The sequence below is a fragment of the Pantoea sp. At-9b genome (assembly GCF_000175935.2).
Classification (GTDB): domain Bacteria; phylum Pseudomonadota; class Gammaproteobacteria; order Enterobacterales; family Enterobacteriaceae; genus Pantoea.
Genome location: NC_014838.1, coordinates 733,663 through 758,623, shown reverse-complemented (window position 1 = coordinate 758,623; position 24,961 = coordinate 733,663). Strand labels below are relative to the sequence as shown.

25 protein-coding genes are annotated in these 24,961 nt (G+C 52.7%); 11 read left to right on the top strand and 14 right to left on the bottom strand.

The window, feature by feature from the left end:
* Window positions 1-8: 8 nt before the first annotated feature.
* Window positions 9-1,040: a molybdenum cofactor-independent xanthine hydroxylase subunit HpxD gene (gene hpxD, locus PAT9B_RS23800; RefSeq protein WP_013511852.1), complete on the bottom strand. Its 1,032-nt coding sequence runs from the start codon at window positions 1,038-1,040 to the stop codon at window positions 9-11.
* 127 nt (window positions 1,041-1,167) lie between these two features.
* Here hpxD and PAT9B_RS23795 point away from each other — a divergent pair, with 127 nt between their 5' ends.
* Entirely contained in the window at window positions 1,168-2,082 is a 915-nt protein-coding gene (locus PAT9B_RS23795) for a LysR family transcriptional regulator (protein ID WP_013511851.1), read from the top strand.
* Here the strand turns inward: PAT9B_RS23795 and msrA are convergent.
* The 3 genes from msrA to PAT9B_RS23780 form a co-directional block, all read right to left on the bottom strand.
* Window positions 2,079-2,609 (bottom strand): peptide-methionine (S)-S-oxide reductase MsrA, encoded by a 531-nt coding sequence (gene msrA / locus PAT9B_RS23790; RefSeq protein WP_013511850.1) that lies wholly within the window; start codon window positions 2,607-2,609, stop codon window positions 2,079-2,081. The two genes, PAT9B_RS23795 and msrA, sit on opposite strands and share 4 nt — an antisense overlap.
* A 76-nt stretch (window positions 2,610-2,685) precedes the next feature.
* Window positions 2,686-3,471, bottom strand: a complete 786-nt coding sequence (gene map, locus PAT9B_RS23785; RefSeq protein WP_013511849.1) for a type I methionyl aminopeptidase — start codon at window positions 3,469-3,471, stop codon at window positions 2,686-2,688.
* Window positions 3,468-3,713, bottom strand: a complete 246-nt coding sequence (locus tag PAT9B_RS23780) for a ParD-like family protein (RefSeq protein ID WP_041526061.1) — start codon at window positions 3,711-3,713, stop codon at window positions 3,468-3,470. Before PAT9B_RS23780 ends, map begins: the two co-directional genes overlap by 4 nt.
* Window positions 3,714-3,906: 193 nt before the next feature.
* Here PAT9B_RS23780 and bdcA point away from each other — a divergent pair, with 193 nt between their 5' ends.
* Window positions 3,907-4,620, top strand: a complete 714-nt coding sequence (gene bdcA / locus PAT9B_RS23775) for an SDR family oxidoreductase (protein WP_013511847.1) — start codon at window positions 3,907-3,909, stop codon at window positions 4,618-4,620.
* A 6-nt stretch (window positions 4,621-4,626) separates the two neighbouring features.
* On the opposite strand, the gene PAT9B_RS23770 is transcribed toward bdcA, so the two are convergent.
* Complete coding sequence (locus PAT9B_RS23770; protein WP_013511846.1) at window positions 4,627-6,417, bottom strand: GGDEF domain-containing phosphodiesterase; 1,791 nt, start codon at window positions 6,415-6,417, stop codon at window positions 4,627-4,629.
* 228 nt (window positions 6,418-6,645) lie between these two features.
* The gene (locus PAT9B_RS23765; protein ID WP_013511845.1) at window positions 6,646-7,542 is read right to left on the bottom strand and encodes a LysR family transcriptional regulator; all 897 of its coding nucleotides are present in this window, start codon (window positions 7,540-7,542) and stop codon (window positions 6,646-6,648) included.
* Between the two features lie 86 nt (window positions 7,543-7,628).
* Between PAT9B_RS23765 and PAT9B_RS23760 the strand changes: the two genes are divergently transcribed.
* Window positions 7,629-8,417, top strand: a complete 789-nt coding sequence (locus PAT9B_RS23760) for a carboxymuconolactone decarboxylase family protein (RefSeq protein ID WP_013511844.1) — start codon at window positions 7,629-7,631, stop codon at window positions 8,415-8,417.
* 407 nt (window positions 8,418-8,824) lie between these two features.
* On the opposite strand, the gene PAT9B_RS23755 is transcribed toward PAT9B_RS23760, so the two are convergent.
* The gene (locus PAT9B_RS23755) at window positions 8,825-9,715 is read right to left on the bottom strand and encodes a LysR family transcriptional regulator (RefSeq protein WP_190274677.1); all 891 of its coding nucleotides are present in this window, start codon (window positions 9,713-9,715) and stop codon (window positions 8,825-8,827) included.
* 134 nt (window positions 9,716-9,849) lie between these two features.
* On the opposite strand from PAT9B_RS23755, the gene PAT9B_RS23750 reads away from it, so the two are divergent.
* Window positions 9,850-11,157 (top strand): nucleobase:cation symporter-2 family protein, encoded by a 1,308-nt coding sequence (locus tag PAT9B_RS23750; protein WP_013511842.1) that lies wholly within the window; start codon window positions 9,850-9,852, stop codon window positions 11,155-11,157.
* Window positions 11,154-11,630 (top strand): nucleoside deaminase, encoded by a 477-nt coding sequence (locus PAT9B_RS23745; protein ID WP_013511841.1) that lies wholly within the window; start codon window positions 11,154-11,156, stop codon window positions 11,628-11,630. The genes PAT9B_RS23750 and PAT9B_RS23745 overlap by 4 nt, the downstream gene beginning before the upstream one ends.
* A 39-nt stretch (window positions 11,631-11,669) precedes the next feature.
* On the opposite strand, the gene PAT9B_RS23740 is transcribed toward PAT9B_RS23745, so the two are convergent.
* The 7 genes from PAT9B_RS23740 to PAT9B_RS23715 all read right to left on the bottom strand — a co-directional run bounded on the left by PAT9B_RS23740 (window position 11,670) and on the right by PAT9B_RS23715 (window position 18,862).
* Window positions 11,670-12,401, bottom strand: coding sequence for an HpcH/HpaI aldolase/citrate lyase family protein (locus PAT9B_RS23740; protein ID WP_013511840.1), 732 nt, complete (start codon window positions 12,399-12,401; stop codon window positions 11,670-11,672).
* Between the two features lie 37 nt (window positions 12,402-12,438).
* The gene (locus PAT9B_RS23735) at window positions 12,439-13,164 is read right to left on the bottom strand and encodes a Crp/Fnr family transcriptional regulator (protein ID WP_013511839.1); all 726 of its coding nucleotides are present in this window, start codon (window positions 13,162-13,164) and stop codon (window positions 12,439-12,441) included.
* 26 nt (window positions 13,165-13,190) lie between these two features.
* Window positions 13,191-14,369, bottom strand: coding sequence for a pyridoxal phosphate-dependent aminotransferase (locus tag PAT9B_RS23730; protein ID WP_013511838.1), 1,179 nt, complete (start codon window positions 14,367-14,369; stop codon window positions 13,191-13,193).
* A 75-nt stretch (window positions 14,370-14,444) separates the two neighbouring features.
* Complete coding sequence (locus tag PAT9B_RS23725) at window positions 14,445-15,221, bottom strand: SDR family NAD(P)-dependent oxidoreductase (RefSeq protein WP_013511837.1); 777 nt, start codon at window positions 15,219-15,221, stop codon at window positions 14,445-14,447.
* Entirely contained in the window at window positions 15,205-16,719 is a 1,515-nt protein-coding gene (locus PAT9B_RS23720; protein ID WP_013511836.1) for a sodium:solute symporter, read from the bottom strand. The genes PAT9B_RS23725 and PAT9B_RS23720 overlap by 17 nt, the downstream gene beginning before the upstream one ends.
* Window positions 16,720-16,734: 15 nt before the next feature.
* Entirely contained in the window at window positions 16,735-16,893 is a 159-nt protein-coding gene (locus tag PAT9B_RS31000) for a hypothetical protein (protein ID WP_013511835.1), read from the bottom strand.
* Window positions 16,894-16,906: 13 nt separating this feature from the next.
* Window positions 16,907-18,862 carry an FAD-dependent oxidoreductase gene (locus PAT9B_RS23715; protein WP_223300493.1) on the bottom strand — a complete coding sequence of 652 codons (1,956 nt, stop codon included), beginning with the start codon at window positions 18,860-18,862 and terminating at the stop codon, window positions 16,907-16,909.
* A gap of 565 nt (window positions 18,863-19,427) precedes the next feature.
* On the opposite strand from PAT9B_RS23715, the gene mdcA reads away from it, so the two are divergent.
* From mdcA to PAT9B_RS23685, 6 genes are all read left to right on the top strand, one after another.
* Window positions 19,428-21,083 carry a malonate decarboxylase subunit alpha gene (mdcA, locus tag PAT9B_RS23710; protein ID WP_013511833.1) on the top strand — a complete coding sequence of 552 codons (1,656 nt, stop codon included), beginning with the start codon at window positions 19,428-19,430 and terminating at the stop codon, window positions 21,081-21,083.
* A complete protein-coding gene (locus PAT9B_RS23705) occupies window positions 21,083-21,949 on the top strand; it encodes a triphosphoribosyl-dephospho-CoA synthase (RefSeq protein ID WP_013511832.1) in 867 nt (288 codons plus the stop codon). The genes mdcA and PAT9B_RS23705 overlap by 1 nt, the downstream gene beginning before the upstream one ends.
* A 9-nt stretch (window positions 21,950-21,958) precedes the next feature.
* The gene (gene mdcC / locus PAT9B_RS23700) at window positions 21,959-22,258 is read left to right on the top strand and encodes a malonate decarboxylase acyl carrier protein (RefSeq protein WP_013511831.1); all 300 of its coding nucleotides are present in this window, start codon (window positions 21,959-21,961) and stop codon (window positions 22,256-22,258) included.
* Entirely contained in the window at window positions 22,251-23,087 is an 837-nt protein-coding gene (locus tag PAT9B_RS23695) for a biotin-independent malonate decarboxylase subunit beta (RefSeq protein ID WP_013511830.1), read from the top strand. Before mdcC ends, PAT9B_RS23695 begins: the two co-directional genes overlap by 8 nt.
* Window positions 23,084-23,872, top strand: a complete 789-nt coding sequence (gene mdcE, locus PAT9B_RS23690) for a biotin-independent malonate decarboxylase subunit gamma (RefSeq protein ID WP_013511829.1) — start codon at window positions 23,084-23,086, stop codon at window positions 23,870-23,872. The genes PAT9B_RS23695 and mdcE overlap by 4 nt, the downstream gene beginning before the upstream one ends.
* Before the next feature lie 128 nt (window positions 23,873-24,000).
* Window positions 24,001-24,960, top strand: coding sequence for an AEC family transporter (locus tag PAT9B_RS23685; RefSeq protein ID WP_013511828.1), 960 nt, complete (start codon window positions 24,001-24,003; stop codon window positions 24,958-24,960).
* Window position 24,961: the final 1 nt, after the last annotated feature.

The window sequence follows — 24,961 nt, the reverse complement described above, 5'->3', positions numbered from 1 at the left end:
CGCCTCCGTTACACCAGGAAAAATTCACCGAAGCCCATACGTTTCAGGCCGCGACGATAAGCAATGGAACTGCGATCGGCCGGGATATGGGCCTCCAGCGTCAGATCAAGCGGCAGGCGCTCCGGCATCTGGGTTTCCACCATCAGCCGATCTTCCTCAAACACCCGCTGGTTAAACGCATGCACATCTTCAACCGGGATGTGCAGATCAAAGTTGCGGGCGATCGGGGCAAACATACGGGTTTTACGTGCCGATACCGGTGAGGCGGCGTTCATGATCACCAGCCGGGCTTCGCCCGGGAAATGAATAGTCAGCGTGGCGGTGAAGGGCAGGTGCATCTCAAAATGGCGTAGCCATTCAAATCCTGCCGGTGCCTGCTGGCCGCTATCGGCGGCAAAATTGCTGACCGAACTCCAGTAATCCACCGCGAAACCATATGCGGTTTCAACCGGATTGTAGGGCGGTACCACTTGATTAGTGGCATCCGCAAAGGTTTCGGTATGTACCCAAGCGAAATGGGCCACGTCGAGAAATCCCTCCACCTGACGGCCAGCAAAACCGTTCACATCAAAGCCCGGGCAGTTGATTTGCTGGAATCCGGCATCGTCCCAGTGCGGCATCACCGGCAGCGGGGCCGGGTGGTGAGCATCGGGTGCCATGCACACCCAAATCAGACCATAACGCTCTTCTACCTGATAGCTGATCAGATTCAGTTTGGCGGGGATCGGCTGACCGGGGCTGGAAGGGATACGGTTACACTTGCCGTCTTCACCAAACCGCAGGCCGTGATAAGGACAAACCACGCCTTCTTCATCATGAAAGCCAAGGGTTAACGGGACGCCTCGGTGTGGGCACACATCGCGCGCTACCACGGCCTGACCTTTGATGCGATATACCACCAGTTGCTCATCCAGCAGCACCGCTTTCGTGGGTGCACCGGTTACGTCGCAGGAACGGGCAACCGGGTGCCACTGGCGTGCCAGGCGCAGCCAGTCATCAGGTTCAAACGTACAGTGGGCGGGTGGGGTGAGTGTGTTCATAGCGATGTCCTGTCTGTGGCTCACAATAAAGTCTTCATTTTTGTCCGGTCATTGTGAATAATCATGCCTGTACAAATCCATCAGCATTAATTCAATTCTGTGTTGCAAAAATCAGTACAGGTGAGCCATGAGTCCATTTTCCCGATTTGCCGTTTATTTTGCCGAAGTGGCGCGTAGCGGCAGTTTGCGTAAGGCGGCGGAGAAGTTGCATGTGTCGGCATCCGCGATTAACCGGCAAATTTTGCAGGCTGAGGAGAGTTTCGGTACGGCCTTGTTTGAACGTCTGCCCGATGGGCTGCGCATGACCACTGCCGGAGAACTGTTGTATGACGATGTGATGCGCTGGCAGCGTGAATTTCGCGTTACCCGCCAACGTTTTGATGATATCCAGGGACTGAAACGCGGTAATGTCAGCGCCGGGTTGGTGCAGTCGCTGACCAAAGGGGTGGTGGCCGATGCGCTGGCGGAGATTGCCCGCCAGCATCAATGGTTGCGGCTGGAGCTGACGGTCGACAACAGCCATGCCATCAGCCAGTTGATTCGCCAGTCAGAAATTGATTTTGGCCTGATTCTTGACCCGGCCGGGCAGAGTGGTCTGGATGTGCTGGCCTTTGCCGAGCTGGAGATGGGGGTGGTACTGCCACCGCAACACGCGCTGAGTGGCCGTAGCGCGTTATCGCTGAGCGAGTTGAGTGGTGAACGGCATATCATCCCTGGCGAATCGCTGGTGGTACACGAACGTGTCGCCGCGCTATATCGCAAACAGGGGCTGGCACCGGATAACATTATCGCCTGCAATGATATCCGCCTGATCCGTAGCTTGGTGACGCAAGGAACCGGCATCTGTGTGCTCAGCTTGCTGGATGTGATGAGCGAAGTGGCAGAACAGCAACTGTGTTTTGTGCCACTGAAAAATAGCGTGTTACGCCCGTTGACGCTGGCGCTGTGTACTGCGCCCTCGCGACAATTGTCACGTGCGGCGCAGCAGGTGATTCAGCGCATCACTGAAGTGATTGAAGAGATGACGCCGCAGCGGCGTTAGCGTGCTTGCTGCGGAAATTTCTTGCGCAGTTTTTGCAGCTTGGCCGGGATATTCATCATACAGAAGGCGTTTTCCTGGCCCTCTTTTTCCCAGAAGTTCTGGTGGTAATCCTCAGCCGGATACCATTCGTTCAACGGTTCCAGTTGCGTCACCAGCGGTGCGCCGAGTTCCTCTGCCGCACGCGCAATGCCCTGCTGAGCGGCGAGACGCTGGGCTTCCGACGTCGGGAACAGGGCAGAGCGGTAACGGGAACGCTCGACGCCATCTTTGATATTGGGCTGGGTGGCATCGTGAGTGGCAAAGTGGATATCCAGCAGATCGTCGTAGCTGACGGTATCCGCATCAAAAACGATGCGCACGGCCTCGGCATGACCGGTGGTGTCACTGTACACCTGGTCATAACTGGGAGAGGCAACATGGCCGCCGATATAGCCACTCTCGACCGAGATGACGCCATCAATGGATTGGAAAATCGCTTCCGTACACCAGAAACAACCACCGGCAAAAATTGCGCTTTCTTGTTTCACACTGACATCCTGACCCTGAAATAAATGATGGCGCTACCCTACCTGACGATAAGGAAAAGCGCCATCGCTGGTTGTATCAAATGGCTTCGTATGCGCCGGTGCCATCCGGCCACGGCGTAAGCAGATCAAACCCGCTTTCCGTCACCGCCACCGTATGTTCCCACTGGGCCGACAGGGAACGGTCCTTGGTGACCACCGTCCAGCCATCGGACAACACGCTGGTGCCCGCTTTACCGGCATTGATCATCGGTTCAATGGTAAAAATCATGCCTGCTTCCAGCGCCAGGCCAGTGCCCGGCGTACCGTAATGCAGAATTTGCGGTTCGCCATGATAGATTTCGCCCACGCCGTGCCCACAATATTCACGCACCACCGAGAAACCGGCTTTTTCCGCCACCTGCTGGATGGCAGCACCAATATCACCCAGCGTAGCCCCTGGTTTGACTACGCGTATGCCCGCCACCATTGACTGGTAGGTGATCTCCACCAGACGTTTAGCACGTACCGACGGTGCGCCGACAAAATACATACGGCTGGTGTCGCCGTACCAGCCATCTTTAATAATCGCCACGTCGATATTGACGATATCTCCCTCTTTCAGCTTTTTCTCGCCGGGAATGCCGTGGCACACCACATGGTTGATCGAGGTGCAGACGGTACGGGTATAGCCGTGATAACCAATGTTGGCCGGAATGACTTTCAGCTCGTTCACGATGAAATCGTGGCAAATACGATCCAGTTCGTCGGTCGTGACACCCGGTTTGACGTAAGGCGTGATCATGGCCAGCACTTTGGCGGCGTCGTGACCTGCTGCACGCGCCAGTTCGATTTCCTGCGCGGAGTGCAGTTTGATGTTGTTCATTGCGCAATTCCCTGCGTAGTGGGTAAAGAAGCATTCAGCAGCTTCGCCAGATCGGAGCCGCCATCGATTTCCACGCGCATTAACAGGCGCGTCAGCTCCTGGTGACTGAGCTGGGGATAGAGTTCGGCCAGCATGCCGATTTTCATCCAGTGTTCCGCCTGCGCATTGATGGAACGACTCAGCGCGGTGCTCGCCACGCGCAGGTTCTCATGCATCAGATCGGAGATTTTTACGATTCCCATCATCATCGCCTATATGAAACGTATATGGTTTATATATAGGTTACGCCGGGTGAGTTGATTTTGAAAGATAAAGTTTTCGCTGGTCCAGAAACGCGACCGCCGAAGCGTTTGTCCGCTAACGTGCTGCGAACGTCGACTAAACTGTGTGCATCGTAGCCAATGGCGGCTACCTCAAGTCATGAAGGAGTGCCTGATGTCTTATTTTAACGGTAAGTCAGTGCTGGTGCTGGGCGGCAGTCGGGGAATCGGTGCGGCGATTGTGCGGCGTTTCGCCGCAGAGGGTGCAACGGTCTTGTTCACGTATGCCGGTTCGCCCGAGGCCGCCAGACGACTGGCGCAGGAAACGGGCAGCCAGGCTTTTCAGACCGACAGCGCCGACCGTGATGCGGTGATTGCCAGAGTGCGCGACAGTGGCCCCCTGGATATCCTGGTGGTCAATGCAGGGATCATCGCCTTTGGTGATGCGTTAGAACAGGACCCCGACGAAGTTGAGCGGTTGTTTCGTATCAATATCAACGCACCCTATTTTGCCTCTGTCGAAGCGGCACGCCAGATGCCGGAAGGGGGACGCATCATCATCATGGGTTCGGTGAACGGCGACCGCATGTCGGTACCCGGTATGGCTTCATACGCCCTGAGCAAATCAGCCCTTCAGGGCATGGCGCGCGGGCTGGCTCGTGATTTCGGCCCGCGCGGCATCACTATCAATGTGGTTCAGCCAGGGCCGATTGATACCGATGCCAACCCAGCGGAAGGGCCATTGAAAGAGTTGATGCACGGCTTTATGGCGATCAAACGCCACGGGCGACCGGAAGAAGTGGCCGGGATGGTGGCATGGCTGGCGGGTCCGGAAGCCGGTTTCGTGACCGGTGCCATGCATACCATCGACGGCGCATTTGGTGCCTGATCAGGGTTAACGCTGACAAGTAACGTTACGCAGTTTCCAGGCCAGCCAGTTATCCAGCTCTTCCTCCCGCAGTGGGTGGGAGTAGAAATAACCCTGCGCCTGGTCACAGCCAAACTCTTTCAACGCCTCAAGGGTTTCCCTGTTTTCCACCCCTTCCGCCAGCACCATATAATCCAGCTCTTTCAACATGGCGATGATGCTTTTGGTGATGATGCGAGAAGCGGTGTCGGTCGACAGGCCGTTGATGATGGAGCGGTCCAGTTTGATGACATCCAACGGCATGCGACGAAGATAGCTGATGTTGCTGTAACCGGTGCCGAAGTCATCAAGTGAGATGCCGAACCCACGCAATTTAAGCATCTCCAGTCCATCAATGGCGGCGGGGCTTTCAATAATTCGTTCGGTTTCCAGACACTCAATGCCCAGCAGGGATGTTGGTAAGCGGGCATCAATCATCAGTTTTTCGAGCCAGTCGGCAAACCCTTTTTTGCTGAAATCTCTGACGCTGACATTGACGGTGATGGGCAACTGAATCGCGCTATTTTTCAGGCGCTTCAGACGGTCAATGGCATGGAAAACAACCCATTCCGTCAGTTCTTCCATTAAGGTGGTGGGTTCCACCAGCGGAATAAATTCTGCCGGTGACAATTCCCCTCTGAGCGGATGCGACCAGCGGATCAGCGCTTCCAGACCGAGCGGCTCACCGCTCTGCAAACAAATTTTAGGCTGATAAACCAGATACAGTTCCCGATCATGCTTCAGGGCCGATGCCAGATCATTCACGAGGGTGAAATCTTCGGTCCGGCGTTCATCCGACGCCAGGCTGAAACTCATGGCAGGTACGCTGCGGCAGATCGCTTCATGCAGCGCACTGACCGCACGGCGGAGAATTTCATGCGCTGAAAGTCGGCCAGGGATAAAGTCAGTTTCCCCGGCGTGCGTGGTCAGGTCGACGGACAGCCCCTCGCCCATATCCGCACTGATCCCCTCCAGCCTTGCGGCCACCCAGGCGGCACTTAATCGACTGTCATGCTTCGTCAACACCGCAAAGCGGCCGGTCGCGATGGTATAGAGCAACGCGTCATTACCAGGACGCAGCCGCAGCGGCAGCAAGGTGGCGACATCTTTCAACAGTCCCTCAACCGGTGCCATACCCAGGGAGCGAGCCAACTCATACGCTCTGGGCATATCAATACAGTCGATCAACACCAAGCGGCGCGGTGCGGTATCACCGGAAGATGAAAGAGATTGCAGGTCACGTATCAAACGCTGACGGTTGGGCAGACCGGTCACCGGGTCGGTATAACCGACGGCATGCCAGGCTTCAAGAAATGACATCACCAGTTCAGCGAGTAACTTAAGGGTAATCAACTGATCCGGGCTGAAAGGGTGGGATTCACGGTCAACCACGCACAGGCTGCCAAGCACCAGGCCTTCGCGATTCTTTAACGGCACCCCGGCGTAAAACCGGACAAAGGGTTCCCCGGTCACATAGGGATTGGTGGCAAAACGCGTATCCTGCCAGGTATCAGGCACCACCATGGCACCATCGCCATCCACCACGTGTTGGCACATTGAATCTACCCGGGCGGTCTTTCCCACCACAAAGTTATGTGCAGCCTTTATGTATTGGTGGTCGTCATCCATGACCGAAATAAAACTGCTGGGGATCCCCAATGTTTTACTGACGAGGCTGGTAAATTTTCTCAGTACATCATCCCGGCTTTCATCCGGATCCCGCAGCACCTGCAACGCAAGATGCTGGGAGCCCGCATCGCTACTGTCGTTTATGTACATCATCCCTCCGCCCTGACCCTGATTCAGATGCGAAAATTAAAATGAAAACGAATCATTGAAATCTGCTGAGTTGGTTATTCCGGTCATTACCGGCCAAACTTTTTAAGTTGATTATCATAGGCTTGTCACCAGATTTTGTCATTTTTATTTGTATTAACGGATTCTTTACGTCTGCCCTGCGGCGGAGCTGACTAAAAACGAAGGAAGTTAATGCTGTATTGGGGGGCGTTATAATTCATTTCTGACCATTGTCAGAAAAGATTGCAGGGCCGGAGAGGGATTAGATTTAAGAAATACCAGGCTGATACCAATGGAGAAAGTATCGGTTGCTGGCTTCAGTTCGCGAAATACGACGCCCTGACGTTTAATATTTTTCAGTGATGATGGGATAAGTGCGAAACCCTTACCCTCTGCAATCAATCCAAGCAGGATGTGATGATCTGGCGGCTCGGGTAGCATTCTGGGCCGGAAGGCGATGCGGTTAAAGAACGTCTGGCAATAATCATAAAAGCCGGGGTTTAACGAACGTTCGAACCAGAACATCGCTTCCTCATTGAGTTCGTTAAAGCTGATCTTCCTTTTACGTGCCAGAGGATGTTTTGCGGGGAGCGCAACAACCATTTCTTCTTGATGAACCACCTCAGACTCAAGACCCTCAACCTCAGTGTGTAAACCAATAAACGCCACATCCATCACGCCGTTTCTGATACTCCTCACCAGGTTTATGGAGTGATTTCCGGTGGTGATCAATTGCCAGTTGGGAAAGCGCTGCTGAAAGCGGTTAAACACGTCGGGGAAAACGCTGCGATCAAACACCGTGGTGTAGCCAATAACCAATTTTCCTTGTGCTGCGTCCTGCGCCGACCTGGCTGCGGCAATCGCTTTTTCCGCCTGTGCCAGAGTGCGCTTCACTTCTGGAAGGAACTTTTCTCCCGCGAGAGTCAGAACTACGCCGCTGGCGTTGCGTACAAATAATGCCACGCCCAGTTGTTCCTCAAGCTGACGAATCTGTCGGCTGAGCGGTGGCTGAGAAATATGTAATCGTTGCGCTGCGCGACCAAAGTGGCGTTCCTCACTGACCGCAAGGAAGTAGCGAAACTGGCGAAGATCGATGGCGTTGTTCATACCGAAAAGGTATCACAAAAAGGGTATTCGAAACATGTGTGGCTGAATTGTAGAGTGGGTTATGTCAATTATCTCAGGAGAAAACCATGTCAATATCAACACGCTATGATTCAGGTCTGGAAATTTTGCAGTGGGTGGGTGGGGAAAATTATGATGGCCCACTGCAGAAAATGCAGGAAGTCGCACCGGATCTGGCTCGTTTTATCGTTGAGTTTTGCTACGGCGAGATTATGACTCGTCGCGAACTTAACTTGCCGACGCGCCAACTGTGCACTGTTGCGGCGCTTGCAGCGATGGGAAATGCGCAGCCACAACTCAAATATCATCTGGCAGGCGCACTCAATGTGGGATGCGAGCCGGAGGCTATCATCGAAATCGTTATGCTGTGTGCGGTTTTTGCCGGTTTTCCTGCTGCTGGAAACGCCGTGGGACTGGCAGATGAAGTCTTTACCGCGCGCAAACTGCATTTTATGCCTGAATCACAGGCTGCTGCGGTTGATCGTTATGCCGTAGGAATGGCCGCTCTTGAAACGATAAGTGCTGGTGCAGGGAAGAACGTGGTGCAAAGCCTGCAGGATATTGCGCCTGACCTGGCCCGATTTGTGGTTGAGTTCTCCTACAGAGATATATTGTCGCGCTCCGTTTTGGATAACCGCACCAAAGAGCTGGTGATTATTTCGATGCTGACCGCCATGGGAACGGCCCAACCGCAGTTAAAAGTACATATTAGTGCTGCGTTAAATGTTGGAGCAACGCCGTCAGAAATTGTTGAGGTTATTCAGCAAATGGCGATTTATGCCGGATTCCCGGCGGCGCTTAACGGGATTTTTGCTGCGAAGGAAATTTTCGGTCAACGTAATTTATCCATCAAATGAGTGCTGACATAAAAGAAAAACCCGCACGAGGCGGGTTGAAATGCTGCACAGTTAATTAAGGAAAAATCTCGTACGCAGCACGTTGCTGTGTGTGTGCTTTGCGTCGCTATAATAGCAACGAGGACAGCGGTGTACAGATAATGATCGGCGAATTAAATTGACCGTGATGATTAGATTTTTAATCCCAGGCGAGGGTTTAGTGCGTGTGAATGAATAAAGACATAAATAAAAACGATGAATTAACCTGATGCTATCAACCCGATAATTATCATTTTCGGCTGTGATAATAATCAGCGTGAAGGAAATTATCGAGAAAAGGAAGTGAAAACTGATATAACGTACTGTAATTAATCCATATTTTAATGGACGACCCAATGAAAATCCATACCCGTTACTGTTCCTGTTGTTTAAAGTGTTGTGCTATTTCCTGCTGCATCGCGTTCAAATATTTTATTTTTAATTAAACGATCGATCAGCCAGCTTAGCGCCCGACCCGGTTTCTTTTTGCGTGACCACAACAGATCTACGCCCACAATCCAGTCGGTATGCGGATATTCCTGTTGCCGCAATTCGGTCAGTACGCCTTGTTCCAATTCACGTTGTACAAATATGCGGGGTAGGGAGGCCCAGCCCAGGCCGGCAATTGCAGCATCAATCATGGCGTTATAACTCTCCACGCGCCAGGTCATCGGGCTGCCGAGATATTCGGTGGTAGAAATGGTCTTCTGCTGTTCGCCAAACGTGATATGCCGCCAGCGGTGAAGATCGGCAAAGGATACCGGCAGGCGTTGGGCTAACGGATGTTGTGAACTGACGACATGCACCATGATCAGTTTGCCTAACTGCGCGAACTCAATGGTGTCACTGTCCACCGGGCGCGCCATTGAGATCCCGACATCCACCTCATTTTTGCGCACCATCGCTTCCACATCGCCCTGAAACGGCTCGCGGACATGGATATCCACGTCAGGAAAATGCATAGCAAATTCGTATAGTACGGCGGCAACCGTGGTATAGGGCACTTCGATCGCCAGGCTGACGTGCGCCTCGGTTGCGATGTTGAAAGCGCTAACGCGCTGCTCCAATGCATTGCATTGTTCCAGCACTGTTTTCACATATTCCCGCAGGGTGTTGCCTTCCGGGGTAAGGCTGATCTGGCGCGGCGAACGTACAAACAGACTGACGTTAAATTCATCCTCAAGATTACTCATCGCCATATTCACCGATGATTGCGAACGCTTCATCACCCGTGCGGCCGCAGAAAATGACCCTGAGCGAGCGACTTGCTCGAAAGTCATAAGTTGATCCAATGAATACTTCATCTGACGCCCAACCTTTCAGTTTTATTGAAAGCAGCTAATTATCAGTTGCCATTTTTAATTACATATAGTCGAGCGGTCAATCATTCGATATTGCATTTTTAGGGGGTGGTATGGAAAACGTGTTAAACAGCGGGCAGGCAGATAATCCGCTCACTGCCAGGCGTATTTTGTCGTTGGGATTTCAACATGTGTTAGTCATGTATGCAGGAACGGTGACGGTTCCGTTGATTCTGGCCGCAGCGCTGAAACTCTCAGCGAGCGAAACCATGGTACTGATTAATGCCTGTTTACTGACTTCGGGATTAGCCACCATTTTGCAATCAGTGGGCATCGGCCGTTTTGGTGCGCGTTTGCCGTTGATTCAGGGCTGCTCTTTCGTGGTATTGGGGCCAATGCTGATGGTCGGTCATGAATTTGGCATCACTTCAGTATTCGGTGCGGCAATGGCCTGTGGGTTATTTACTTTGCTGGTGGCACCGATTTTCAGCCAGTTGGTGCGATTTTTTCCGCCAGTGGTGATTGGCTGTGTCATTACCTTGATCGGTATTTCGCTGATGCCCGCTGCCGCGATCTGGTTGGGCGGTGGCAATCCCGATGCGCCTGATTTCGCCAGCATCGATAAGTTGCTGCTGGGGGCAGGAACCTTAATCCTCACCCTGATTTTCTACTGCGTCACTCGGGGGGTAATGCGTAATTTCAGCATCCTGGTTGGGTTGTTTTGTGGCTCAGTATTGGCATACCTGTGTGGCATGACGGATTTTTCGGCGGTTGCCAGTGCCGGGTGGCTGGGTTTTAGCTTGCCATTCGCCTTTGGCCTGCCTGAGTTTCATATTGCGCCGATTGTGGTGATGTGTCTGTCGATGCTGATTGTGATGACCGAAACCACCGGCAACGTGTTGTTGATCGACAAACTGATCGGCCAGCCAACCACCTCACGCCGCCTGGCAGATGCCATCCGCGCCGACGGACTGTCCACGTTGTTCGGTGGGTGTCTGAACAGCTTTCCGTACAACGCGTTTTCGCAGAATGCGGGTCTGATCATGCTGACAAAAGTGACCAGTCGGGTGGTGCTGATTGCGGCGGGGGGGATTCTGGTGGTTCTGGGCGTGTTCCCTAAACTGGGTGCGATCATTGCGGCCATTCCCAGCCCGGTATTAGGTGGGGTAGGCATTCTGATGTTTGGTATGACCATCAGCGCCGGTATACAGGAGCTGAAAAACACCGATTTCAGCAATGAAAAGAATATCCTGATTATCTCTGTCTCAATTGCGGTCGGCATTGTGCCAATGGCCTTTCCGGCGATTTTTCACCTACTGCCGCCGTCTTTAAAACTGATTTTCGACAGCGGCATTTTCCTCGGTGGCTTTACCGCCGTGGTACTGAACGCCATCCTGAATGGTTACGGGGCGCGCAGATGATCAATGACCACGATATTCACTTTCTGCGTTTATCCAATGAGGTTGGCCGACGCGCCATTGCGCTGGGTAAACATCCGTTTGGTGCGGTGCTGGTGGCTCCAGACCAGCAAACGGTTTTGCTGACGCAATGCAATATCGACACGGTGAATCATGCGGAATCAACCCTGGCGCGGATCGCGGCGACGAACTTCTCAGCGGAATATTTGTGGCAATGCACGCTTTACACGGCGGTGGAACCCTGCTGCATGTGCGCCGGAACGATCTACTGGGCCAATATTGGTCGGGTGGTATTTGGCATGAGTGAAACGCGTTTGCTGGCGTGCACCGGCAGCCATGAAGAGAACCCGACGATGAGCCTGTCGGCCGCCACGGTATTTGCGCACGGGCAGAAAGCCATCCGCTTAGTGGGGCCGGTTGATGCGCTGGATGAGGAGACTTTTGCGCTGCAACGATCGTTCTGGCGCGCAAGGTAACTGCAGGTGGGTCGGCCGGGGCCGACCCTGGGGCATGAGTCAGGACAGAAGTGTTGCCGCGCCCTGCAACATAAACTGCGTGTCGGTGCCGACAGCAATATAATCAAATCCCTGCTGCGCATACGCCGTCGCAGTCACTTTATCGGCCGCGAAAATCATGGCGATTTTCTGCTGTGACTTGCATGCGCGTAAAATACGCGCAATAGCCTCCTGAATCACCGGATGCCTGAGTTCTCCGGGTAAATTGCAGGCTACGCTGAGGTCGTAGGGGCCAACAAAAATACCGTCAACACCATCAATAGCGCAGAACTGTTCAATATTATCCAGCGCGCCAAGCGTCTCGCATTGAGGAATCACCAGACAACGGGTATTGACTCCGGAAAAAAAGTTTTCCATGCCCGTTTTTAGCGTGGGGTCCATCCCATAAGCCGCATTGCGACCAAATGCCACACCACGATGACCAAGTGGGTAATATTTGGTGTGACGCACAATCTGCTTGATCTCTTCGAGGGTATGTACATCCGGAATAATAATCCCAGCAGGAGCCATATCCATGCTACGAAGTAGGGTTGAACGCAGGGAGTCGCGCACACGAATAAACAGTTTTTCCGGCCATCGGCTGGTTGCATGCACAAAGTTTAATAAAGCCGCGTCGGATAATGCGCTGTGTTCAGCGTCGGCGATAAGAAAGTCAAAACCTGCCAGGCAAAGGCTCTCAGCAGCCACGGGACTCATTAATTGACAGAATGTACCGGTCTTGGTTGATAACATGTGAAACCCTCAAGTTGTCTGTTCCTCTAACGCGTGATCACCCTAACGTCTCGCCTGAGCAGTATTTTCCCAGCATGGCTTTATTTTCTACACGAATGCGTCCGCGTGAAGATGAAATGACGGACTCTTTCTTTAATTTGCTGAGAATATATGAAACCTGAACGCGTGATACTGCCACTACATTGGATATTTCTTCATGCGTCAGATTAATGTCATAAAACTGCATGCCTGAATCTTGCATATATTCAGAGTAGAGGTAAAGAAAGTTACACACACGCACAAATGCGCTGTTGTAACTCTGATTAATTGAATCAAATATCAGGAAGTTGAACATATCCAGATAAGAGGCGAGCACCCGCTGCATGAGTTCAGGATGCTGCTGCATTAATTCACTCAGTTTCTTTTGCGGTAATATGATGCCTTCAACATCGGTTACCGCCATATTGTATTCCAGCAAACGGTAGGTGCGCATTGAGGAATAAGTCGGAAAAAGACTGCCCTCAGCATGATAAAATAGCGTTTTGACCGCCCCCGATTCATGGATGACAGAATAGCTACTGAGGCCCTTCTCAATCAACAGGCAAAAATCTAACGGTGATTCCGATGAAAAAATCAATTCACCTTTTTTAAATATTTTACGCCCGGTAGCATGCTGTAAAAACAGTGGCTTCAGGTCATCAAACACGTGCGAAAAATAAAATTTTGGAATCTCCATCGGTTGACGCTCATTGCCTGACAGGTAAATGTGAGGAAGATGATACATGCAACTCCTTAAGATGGATATGAATGCTAACGGATAAGTAATAACGCCTGACTCATTCTGTCGATGGCGATCTTTAGATTTTCCATCGATGTTGCATAAGAAAGCCGAACATATCCCTCTCCCTTTGCCCCAAAGACAGTGCCGGGTACCAGGGTGACGTAACAGGTTTCAAGGATGTATTGGCAGAACGCCTCGGATGTCATTCCGGTGCCCTCTATGTTAAGCATGATGTAAAAGGTTCCGGCGGGTTTCTGGCAACGGCAACCGGGCAGCGTGTTGAGTTGTTGATAGAGAAAGTCGCGGCGGCGGCGATACTCTGCGACCATGGCCCGGCTGGCATCATCATTGCTGTTAAGCGCGGTTTCCGCCGCCGTCTGAATAAAACTCACCGGACAAGCAATGCTATAGAAGCTGAGTCGCATTAACGGGTCGATCAATGTCTGTGGGCAGAGCAGATAACCGATACGCCAGCCGGTCATGGCGTAATACTTTGAGAAGCCGTTTAAGACAATGGTACGCTCGCGCATGTCCGGCAGCATAGCGATAGTGCTGAATTCACCCTCAAAAAGAATGTCAGCGTAGATATCATCGGTGACGACCAACAAATTATGTTTGATAGCCAGTTGAGCAATGGCCATTAACGAGTGCTCATCCAGCACGCTTCCACTTGGGTTAGCTGGACTGTTTACCAGAATCATGCGCGTTTTGGGGGTAATTAACGCCTCCAGAAGCGCTGTATCAACCTGATAACCTTGACTGGCATTCAGAGAATAGCTGATGGCTTTAGCACCTGCGATTTCCGGTACCGTGAAATAACAAAGATAACCTGGATCGGGAACCAGAATTTCATCGCCCGGATTGAGATACGCCATCATCGCCAGGAAGATACCGTGGGCGACACCCTGGGTAATCATGATTTCGTTTGCTGTATATGTAAGACCATATTGTTGCTGATATTTTTTAGCAATGCTTTCTCTTAATGACACTTTACCCATAACCGGGCCGTAGTGAACATCATTATTATTTAATGCATCGATGGCGGATAAAGTGATGTTTTTTGGTGTGTCAAAATCGGGTTCGCCAATTTCCAGATGAATAACATCATGTCCCGCTTTTTCATAGGCCAAAGACTTTTCAATAATATCGCGAATTTTAGACAGCGGTGCATTGGCCATTCTGTCGGCCTGATTAAAAGCGTGTTTCATCTTCAACCTTTTTTCGAATAGATCGGAATCAATTCACGCCTGTACGCACAGGCGTGAATCGTTTGGTGCTGTAGATTACGACATGACGAAACCGCCGGTCATCATAATGTTTTCACCGTTAATATAATGCGCAATGTCGGAACTCAGAAAAGCAACAAGAGCAGCTATTTCCTCCGGGTTACCAACCCGACCCAGTGGCACTTTGTCACCAATACGTTGGTACAGTTTAGCTATTTCCACCCCTTCGATCTCTGCACGTGTTTTTAAAGCAGATTGCAGGAGTTCTGTATCAATGTTACCGGGAGAGAGGGCAACGGCACTGATATTATGTTGACCCATCTCAAGCGCCATGACTTTCGTCATCATAATCACCGCGGCTTTCGCGGCGCAATACGCGCTATTGGCGTATTCCTCCCGCACACCGCAATAAGAGGCACAGTTAATAATCCGTCCTTGACGCCTGGGAATCATCTGCTGCAAGACTTCACTGCATACGATAAATGTTCCTTTGAGATTGAGATCAATAATGAAATCGAAATCCTCATCACTCAGTGTGTCAATAGTGGCGAGGCGTGTAGAACCTGCACTGTTGAATAACACATCGATATGGCCAAACTCCGCGACAACCTGGGCAATGGCGGCAGCAACGTGTTGGCGATCGGTGATATCGGTGGCGAATGCCAGCGCTTTTCCACCCTTGTCGCGTACTTGCTGTGCGGTAATTTCTGCGGCGCTGCCATTGATATCAAGCGCGACAATGGTCGCTCCTTGCTCCGCACAGCGGTAACTTGCTGCGCGGCCAATGCCACTGCCAGCACCGGTGATAACCATCACTTTATTTTGCAAATTCATGGCGGATCTCCCGTTTTTCGGGTGCTTCAAGCCCGTGCAGTTCAACCAGTTTATGGTCGATACCCTTCACTTTATTCAACACCATCGACACCACCACCATCAGGATGGCGGGCGGTACGACACACAGCCCCATTGAGACGGTCCAACTGATATGGAACACATAATCCATCAGTAAATAAGACACAGGTCCGGCAATCAGGGCACACCAGGCACCTTCCTTGCGGGCGTAGCGCCAGGACACGCCAGCAAACAGCGGGACGGCTAACATCGAACCCACACCGGAAAGTGACAGGAAAATAAAGACCTGTAGCAATGCAGGTGGTTTGACCATATTGAAATAAAGGACGAACAGGGCAGAGGCAATGATGCTGGCCTGAGTCACCCATACCGTTTTACGCGGCGTGGCTTTTTTACTGAGATGCGCATAGAGGTCGGAGCCAATTGACTGTCCGATCACCAGTAACAATCCTGAAGCGGTGGACAACATAGCGGAGAAGAAACCAATCATCATGATGCCGGACAACACAGGCGTGAAAAATTCTCTGGTCATCGTCACCGTGAGATAGTCCGGGTTGGCTTTGGGAAATAACACGTGTCCAATCAGGCCAAGGAAAATCATGGCATTGAACATGGCTCCCAACACCAGGGTAATGAGCAGAAACTGACCAATTTTCTTTCTACTGATGTTAGGTACTGCCAGATAGCGCGAGGCAATATAGGGCTGGCTAAACATGATGAAGAAGCCAAATAAGGCGATACAGGGAATAGAATACCAGGGAAAAATAGCATCAGGCCCCTTATCGTAAGTGCGCAGGTAATTGGGCGCGACATCCTGTAGAGACGACTCCAGACCGGTAAAGCCACCAATCTTCATCAGCGCAACGGTTACCAGCGCCGCGGCCAGGATGGTCATGAAAGCGCCCTGGAAGAAATCAGTCCAGGCAACGGAGCGAAAGCCCCCGACATTCACAAAGAACACCACAGCGACCATCATCACCAGCAAGCCGGTAGAAAAATCAATACCGGTATAACTTTGCAACAATAGGGCAGCGCCTTTGTATTGCGAGACCAGCATAAACAGGTAGCAGATCACCATGACCACAGAGATATAGATCTTCATGCTACTGCTGTTGTAGCGCGAGCACAGATAATCGGTTAACGAAAGAGAACCATAACGGCTACTTTGCAAGCGCAGTCGGCGGATCACAAATAAGCCTGGAATCACCAGTCCTGGTACGGTGAAGACGGTAAACCAATAATAGGGCCAACCGACGGTAGAAATAAAACCCGGATCGCCAATAAATGACCCGGCGCTGACAGACGTGGCACAATAGGAAAAGGCTAATACGACAATAGGGGTAACTTTGCCGCCGAGGAAATATTCAACATCATCACCCGACTTACCCTTACGCATCTTCAGCCAACCCCATACAGCAAGAATCAGGTTAATGACGATAAAGACGGCAAAAAATATCATATAGAAATGTTGATCGCTCATGTAATTCGCCCCGGGTTAGCTGCCATTGCGTGAGTCTGAGGAGTTTTGCATCTCAATTTTTTTAAGCATTTCATCTAAATGATCATCGGGACGTCGCATCCAGATAATCACCATAATGGCTGCTAAGGCGAAAAGGAGAAATTCACAGCCCATCATTACTACCCATGTTTGCATGATGTTACCTCATTCAAATTGCTAAGGCTGCTTCGTAACCCTGACGAATTGCCTTGACCATATCCCCCGGCTTTTCCGCATCACCGATAATTTTTAGATTTTTTATGACATCACCATCCGAATTTTTTAATGCATTATTGAGCGTTGAACCGGTTGAAATAATGATGCTGTCTATTCCGTCAATACAATGCTCGGAACCTTGTTGTTGATAATAAACACGGTCGTCATCAATGCGACTAACACGTGCCTGGCTGATGGTGTGGAACTGCGTATCCATATTGAGTTCATCAAGCAGGCAGATTCTTGAATCCTGCGGCATTCCGTGTGCAATATATTCCTGAGGATCGATAACATAGATTTCGACTTTCCGGACTGACATAATATAATGTGCCAGCTCGGCCCCGACGGCACCGCCACCAATGATCACCGCGCGTTGCCCCACTTGCTGAGGAAATAAAAAAGCCTGTTGCGCAGACAGCATTTTTTCAGGCTGAAGACCCGCAATCACCGGGGTTTTATCAAGTGAACCTGTGGCGATAATGACCGCATCTGAGCCAGAGCGAGCAATGTCTTCGCGGGTGACTGTATATCCGGTGTGAATTTTAATGTTAGGTTTTGCCAGCTGGCGACGATAATAGGCCAGCACCTCGAGATAACTCTCTTTACCGGGAGCCAGAGCGGACTGGACAATCTTACCGCCAATATCAGCTCCGGCATCAAATAAGGAAACCTGATGCCCGCGCAATGCAGCGACGCGGGCGGCTTCCATGCCGGCAGGCCCGCCACCAATGATCATGATTTTGCGGGATTGCGCGGCAGGCGTGATGTCATAGCTCCTCAATGTTTCGCGCCCGGTCTGCACATTCAACATACATTTTACGGCTCGCTCTCCTGCCGTGCGGTCATGGCATCCTTTATTACAGGCGATACAAAAAACAATGTCATCCAGTGCCCCGAGTTTTAATTTGTTTGGATAATCCGGGTCGGCAATTAACGCTCGCCCCAGGGCAATCAAATCCGCTTTTTTTCTGACAATCGCCTCGGTCTGAATATCGGGTGAACTGAGTTGTCCGGCGGCCATCACGGGAATTGAGACGGCATCGCGGATGTTTTCTGCCAGATACAGATTTACCCCTTTCTTGTGGTAAGTATTGGGAACCGTGCGGATATAAGGATACATGCCTGCAGACACACTGATCGCCGCAAAACCAAGTTGCTCCAGATGTTGGGCAATGCGTACCGACAAGTGCGGATCGATACCGCCTTCACGGCACTCATCGCCAACAATGCGGATTGTAATGGGATATTCATCCCCGACAAGGGCACGGCTACGTGACATGATTTCGTTGATAAACTGCATCCGTCCGAGAAAACTTCCGCCATAACGATCGGTTCTTTTATTGGTCAGAGGCGACATAAAGGCACAAATCAAATAACCATGCGCGCCGTGTAATTCAACGGAATCGAAGCCTGCTTGTTTTGCACGCCACACGGCCTGAGCATAGTATTCAACATATTCTGCGACTTCTGCGGTTGACAATTCTCTCGGTGGTGAGTATTCCGCTTTAAATATTGAGTAGACTTCAGGCTCGAAATACGAAGGTGCTACCGGTTGATGACCGGTGACATTAATGCTGGTTTCACGACCTGAGTGGTGAATTTGTGCGGAAATCAGACAATCATATTGATGTACTGCGTCAGTGAGGGCTTTCAGTCCGGGAATGCATTCATCGCGGTCGATATACAGCTGTCCTCCAAAATCACCATCAGGCTTGATACAGACAGAGCCAACGATGAGCATTGCGCTTCCGCCTTGTGCCCGGCGCTCATAAAATGCAATTTCCTCTGCTGTTACGCTGCCATCATGCGTCATATGTACCGACATTGGTGCCATGACAAAGCGATTTTTTAACAGCAAAGGGCCGATCTGAACCTTTTCAAATAAAATATCAGTGTTCATTTTACGCATGCCTCGCACCCACAACATTTCATACATTTTTCCATCAGGAAAAGTTATTTTATTTTCAGGTGTGCTGTTTTCCGGTATTTCAGCTTTTATTCGTGCCGTGCTAACGGCAGTTTGAATTCCCTGGTTAGCTATTTATAGCAAGAGCAATTTTTTCATCTGTAACTTACTTTACACTCATGGCATTAAGTCTCCTGGTATAAGAAAAGGGAATGCCGCGCAGTAAAAATAAAAGGAAGAAAAGTGTTAACCCAATGAGATAATTGACGACTGCTGGACTTTAACATGTAAATATCAACCGCCAGGATATAAATGTGATATGAAAAAAATATAGATATAAAGGGAGAGGTAGCGCGACAGGTGTTGTCACCAGCTCCGCTGTCAACAGGACGACATCAACCTGCCTTTTGCTATTGGTGTCGTTGATCCTCATCAAGTTTTTACACATCCAATCATTACTCTCAGGCTAACGATCTGTCCCGCTGCTTGATTGATGGAATCCCCCCCGGGAGCCAGACTGAATCCAGTTGAAGCAATCATTGAGATTCGCGAATTCAGGAGGTTAGTCATGTCATCAGGACAGCATACGCCGCGCGTCTGGAATACGCGGCGCATCGAAAAACAGCGGAGACTGGCATCCGTGCAGGTAGCGGGTAAAGTGCTACCGAGCGATCAAATGCCAGAGATGCTCGAACGGTTGATCTCACCGGGCGATCGGGTGGTGCTGGAAGGCAACAACCAAAAACAAGCCGATTTTCTTTCGCGCATGTTGGCGCAGGTCAATCCGGCCAAAGTCAATAATCTGCATATGATCATGCCCAGTGTCGGTCGCAGCGAGCACCTCGACATTTTTGAAAAAGGCATTGCCCGTAAACTCGATTTCTCCTTCGCCGGGACGCAGAGTCTGCGTATTTCGCAGCTACTGGAGGATAACATCCTCGAAATCGGCGCTATCCACACCTATATCGAACTGTATTCACGCCTGTATGTCGATCTGGCACCGAACGTGGCGTTGATTGCCGGTTACAAAGCCGATCGTAAAGGCAATCTCTATACCGGGCCGAGTACCGAAGACACCCCGGCACTGGTAGAAGCAGCGGCTTTCCACGATGGCATCGTGATTGCCCAGGTCAATGAACTGGTGGATGACGAGTGCGATCTGCCGCGCGTGGATATCCCAGGTTCCTGGATTGATTACGTGGTGGTGGCGGATAAACCGTTCTTTATTGAGCCGTTGTTCACACGTGACCCGCGTCTGATCAAACAGGAACATATCCTGATGGCGATGCTGGCGATCAAGGGCATCTACGCTGAGCACCAGGTGCAGTCACTCAACCACGGTATCGGTTTTAATACTGCGGCGATTGAATTGCTGTTGCCGACTTACGGTGAGCAACTCGGCCTGAAAGGCAAAATCTGTAAGCACTGGACACTCAACCCGCATCCGACGCTGATCCCTGCCATCGAAAGTGGTTGGGTGGAGAGCGTGCACTGTTTCGGTGGTGAACTGGGGATGGAAGAGTACATCCGCGCCCGCCCCGATATTTTCTTCACCGGTGCTGACGGTTCGATGCGTTCCAACCGCGCCATGTGCCAGCTCGCCGGTCAATACGCGGTGGACATGTTCATCGGCTCCACCTTGCAGGTTGATGGCCTTGGCAACTCCTCGACGGTCACCCGGGGTCGTCTGGCCGGTTTTGGCGGCGCACCGAATATGGGCCATGACCCGCACGGACGTCGTCATGCCACACCGGCGTGGCTGGCAATGATCAACGAGCCAGATCCGCTGCAACGTGGGCGCAAGCTGGTGGTGCAGATGGTGGAAACCTTCCAGGCGGGCGTTAAACCGACCTTTGTGGAAAAACTGGACGCGGTTGATGTCGCGAAAAGCGCCGGTATGCCGCTGGCACCGGTAATGATCTACGGAGATGACGTCACCCACGTGCTGACGGAAGAAGGTATTGCCTACCTGTATCGCGCGACCAGCCTGGAAGAACGCCGGGCGATGGTGGCTGCCGTGGCGGGTATCACCGATATCGGTTTAGGTGTGGATGCGAAACGCGTGGCTGAATTGCGCCGCAGCGGCAAAGTGGTGTTCCCGGAAGATATCGGCATTCGTCGTTCCGATGCCACCCGCTCACTGCTGGCTGCTGGCAGCGTGGCTGACCTGGTCGAATGGTCAGACGGCCTTTACAACCCGCCCGCTAAATTCCGGAGCTGGTAATGAAACGACTCTCACCCACACCGGTTGAATTGCATCTGCATCGTTTGGCGCAGCTAGCGACCGATTGCCTGATTGAAGAAGTGAACCTCACGCCCAAACCAGGGTTGGTGGATCGGCGTGGCAGTGGGGCGCATCACGACCTCACGCTGGCGTTGATGGAGCGATCCGCACGCAGCCTGACGCCCACTTTCTATGCGTTAGCACAGCAAAGCTGGCAGCGTCCGGCGGATGTCGCGCTGCGGGAAACCATCGGACAACTGGGACGTGAGGGTGAGAAGCAAATGATGGCCGCCACTGCCGGGGTTAATACCCATCGTGGTGCCATCTGGGCGTTAGGCTTGCTGGTCAGCGCGGGTGCCATGCTGGCGGGGGGCGGTGACAGCCAGCGAGTGTGCGATGTTGCTGCGCGGTTGGCCACCTTGCCAGACCGCGCTGCCCCCAGAACCTTCAGCAAAGGGTTGCGGGTGGTACATCGTTTTCGGGTACCCGGTGCGCGTGAAGAAGCCCAGCAGGGGTTTCCCCATATTACCCGGCTGGCGCTGCCGCAGCTCCATGCCAGTCGCCGTGCCGGTGCCGATGAAACGGCGGCACGCATCGATGCGCTGATGGCGATTCTCACCTCACTGACCGACACCTGCGTACTGCACCGGGCTGGCTTACCGGCGCTGCGTGCCATGCAGGACGGTGCACGCCAGGTACTGGCGGCTGGCGGCTATGCCGACGCGGCTGGGCGCAGAGCGCTGGCAAAACTGGATAACGCGATGTTGGAGTTCAATGCCTCGCCGGGTGGCGCTGCCGATTTACTGGCCGCCACGCTGTTTCTTGACCGCATCACCGGCGCTCAGGCATCAACATTTAATGATTAAGAGGTAGCTATGGAACACATAACGTTGTCATACCCGTCCAGCCGCAAGCTAAGCGGCAAGGCGCTGGCGGGCGTGGTGGGATCGGGGGATATGGAGGTGCTGTTCACGGCGGATGATAGCCACGTCCTGAACATCGCTATCACCACCTCAGTCAATAACAGCCACGCGCGCTGGGACGCTCTGTTCAATCGTCTGGCGCAACTTACCGAGTTGCCTGCGGGCCAACTGGTGATTCATGACTTCGGTGCGACACCGGGTGTCGCGCGTATCCGCATTGAACAAGTGTTTGAGGAGGTCGCTCATGCGTAACGACAGCAGTTTTATTGAGTTACGGGCGCGGCAACGGGCGCTGGCTCTGCTGGATGCTGGCAGCGCACGCGAACTGCTTGATCCTTTCGCTGGGGTGATGTCGCCGTGGTTACCCAAACAGGGCATCGTGCCACAGGCCGATGACGGCATGGTGGTGATGAAAGGCAGCCGCCACGGCAAACCCACGGTTGTGGTGGCAATTGAAGGTACCTTCCAGGGTGGCAGCATGGGCGAAGTCTCTGGTGCCAAAATGGCGGCGGCGCTGGAACTGGCAGCGGAAGACAACCGCAACGGCATCCCGACCCAGGCGATTCTTTGTCTGGAAACCGGGGGGGTGCGCCTACAGGAAGCCAACCTCGGGCTGGCGGCGATTGCCGATATTCATGCCGCGATTGTTGATCTGCGCCGTTACACCCCGGTTATCGGCATTGTCGCCGGTACGGTCGGTTGCTTTGGTGGGATGTCGATTGCCGCGGCGTTATGCAGCTACCTGATCGTCACCCGCGAAGCGCGTCTGGGACTGAATGGCCCGCAGGTAATCGAGCAGGAAGCCGGCATTGAAGAGTACGACTCGCGTGACCGTCCCTTTATCTGGAGCATGACCGGCGGCGAAATCCGTTATCAGAGTGGGCTGGTTGAGGCGCTGGTTGGTGATGGGGTGAATGCCGTTCAGGCCGCCGTCGATGATGCCATCGCCCGGGGCGTCCCGGCACAGCATCGTAGTGAAAACTACGCCTTCTACCTTGATCGCTTAACCCGTTTTGATACGCAGCAACAGGCCAGTACGGCTGTGATTCATCAGGTCTTTGCCCCGGAGGTGAAAAAATGAGCGCCAATAACAGCCGTGGTGAGCTGTGGTTTAACCAGCTGACCGGCGACGCAGAGCGGATTCAGGGTTTATGTCCATCGGTACTGGCCGCGGATGCCGCCGGTGTTCGCTACATTGCGGTGGTCCCGGATGCGCACAACCGCTACCCGCGTGCCGCCAAAGGTGAGGTGGGATTACTGGAAGGGTGGACGCTGGCGAAAGTGGTACAGGAAACCCTCGCCGCCGATGCCAACAGCACCATCAAACGCCCGATCGTGGCGGTGATTGATGTGCCAAGCCAGGCCTACGGTCGCCGTGAAGAAGCGTTCGGTATCCACCAGGCATTGGCCGGTGCGGCCGGGGCGTATGCCCAGGCTCGCCTGGCAGGCCACCCGGTGATCGGCTTGATTGTCGGTAAGGCAATGTCCGGGGCATTCCTGGCGCACGGTTATCAGGCTAATCGCCTGATCGCCTTCAACGATGCGGGCGTGTTGGTGCATGCCATGGGCAAAGAATCTGCTGCCCGTATCACACTGCGTACCGTGGAAGCACTGGAAAAACTGGCCGCCACGGTGCCGCCGATGGCTTATGACATCAGCAATTACGCCACGCTGGGTTTGCTGTCGTCGCTGCTGAACATTGCCGATCCCGATGCACCGAGTGCCAGCGATGTGCAGCGAGTACGCGACACCCTGGCGGCAGCGATTGCGGATGCCCGCAAGGACCCGCGCCGTGGTTCGGGTGAAGTCGCCGCTAATCGTCAGGCTTCGGCTGATGTGCGCGCGCGTATGCGTGCCAGTTGGTAGTTAAAACAAAAAATATAAACCTGCCGGATTGCGACAGGGCCGGGTGTGTGGTTACACCCGGCTAACTGCAGCATCTGTTAAATAAACACCATCGCGTCAGTATTCACTCTTCTAATAACAGGTGATTTATGACTTACGTGATTCTTCATGCCCTCGCGCCCATTTTTGTCATCATGCTGCTGGGTTTCTGGGCTGGCAAGGCCGGGATGGTCGATAACAAGAACGTCTCGCTGCTGAATATATTTGTAATGGATTTTGCCTTACCTGCCGCGCTGTTCAGTGCCACGGTACAGACTCCGTGGAGCGGTATTGTGGCGCAAATGCCACTGATCGCGGTCCTGACGCTGGCGATGTGGATTGCCTATGCGGCGCTCTACTTTATCGCGACCGGGATCTTCAAAAAGTCACCACAGGATGCGGCGGTGTTGACGCTGACGGTCGCATTGCCGAACTATGCCGCGCTGGGGCTGCCGATTCTGGGCAGTGTGGTCGGTGAAGGTTCCGCGACATCATTGTCAGTCGCGGTGTCTATTGCCTGTGGTTCGGTGCTGATGACGCCGTTTTGTCTGCTGATCCTCGAACGAGAAAAAGCGCGGGCGGCAGGTGAGACTCAACGTTCCACGCTGGCGATGTTGCCGGTACTGATGTGGCGTTCGGTGAAAAAACCTATCGTCTGGGGACCGTTGCTGGGGGTGGTGCTGTCGGCGTTCGGTGTGAAGATGCCGGATCTGCTGCTGGCATCGATTAAACCGCTCGGACTGGCAGCCACAGCGGCGGCGCTGTTCCTGACCGGGGTGATCCTCTCCGCACGTAAACTGAAAATTAACAGCATGGTGATCAGTTCCACCGTCACCAAGTTGTTGATTCAACCGGCGTTGGCCTGGGGTATCGTACTGGTATTTGGCTTGCATGGCACCGTTGCCATCACCGCGATTCTGATGATTGCGCTGTCCGCTGGTTTCTTTGGCGTGGTATTTGGTAACCGTTTTGGCGTGCAGTCACCCGATGCGGAAGCGGTGTTGCTGCTTAGCTCGCTGCTGTCGATTCTCTCGCTGCCGCTGTTTATATCCTTAACTGCAGGAATCTGAT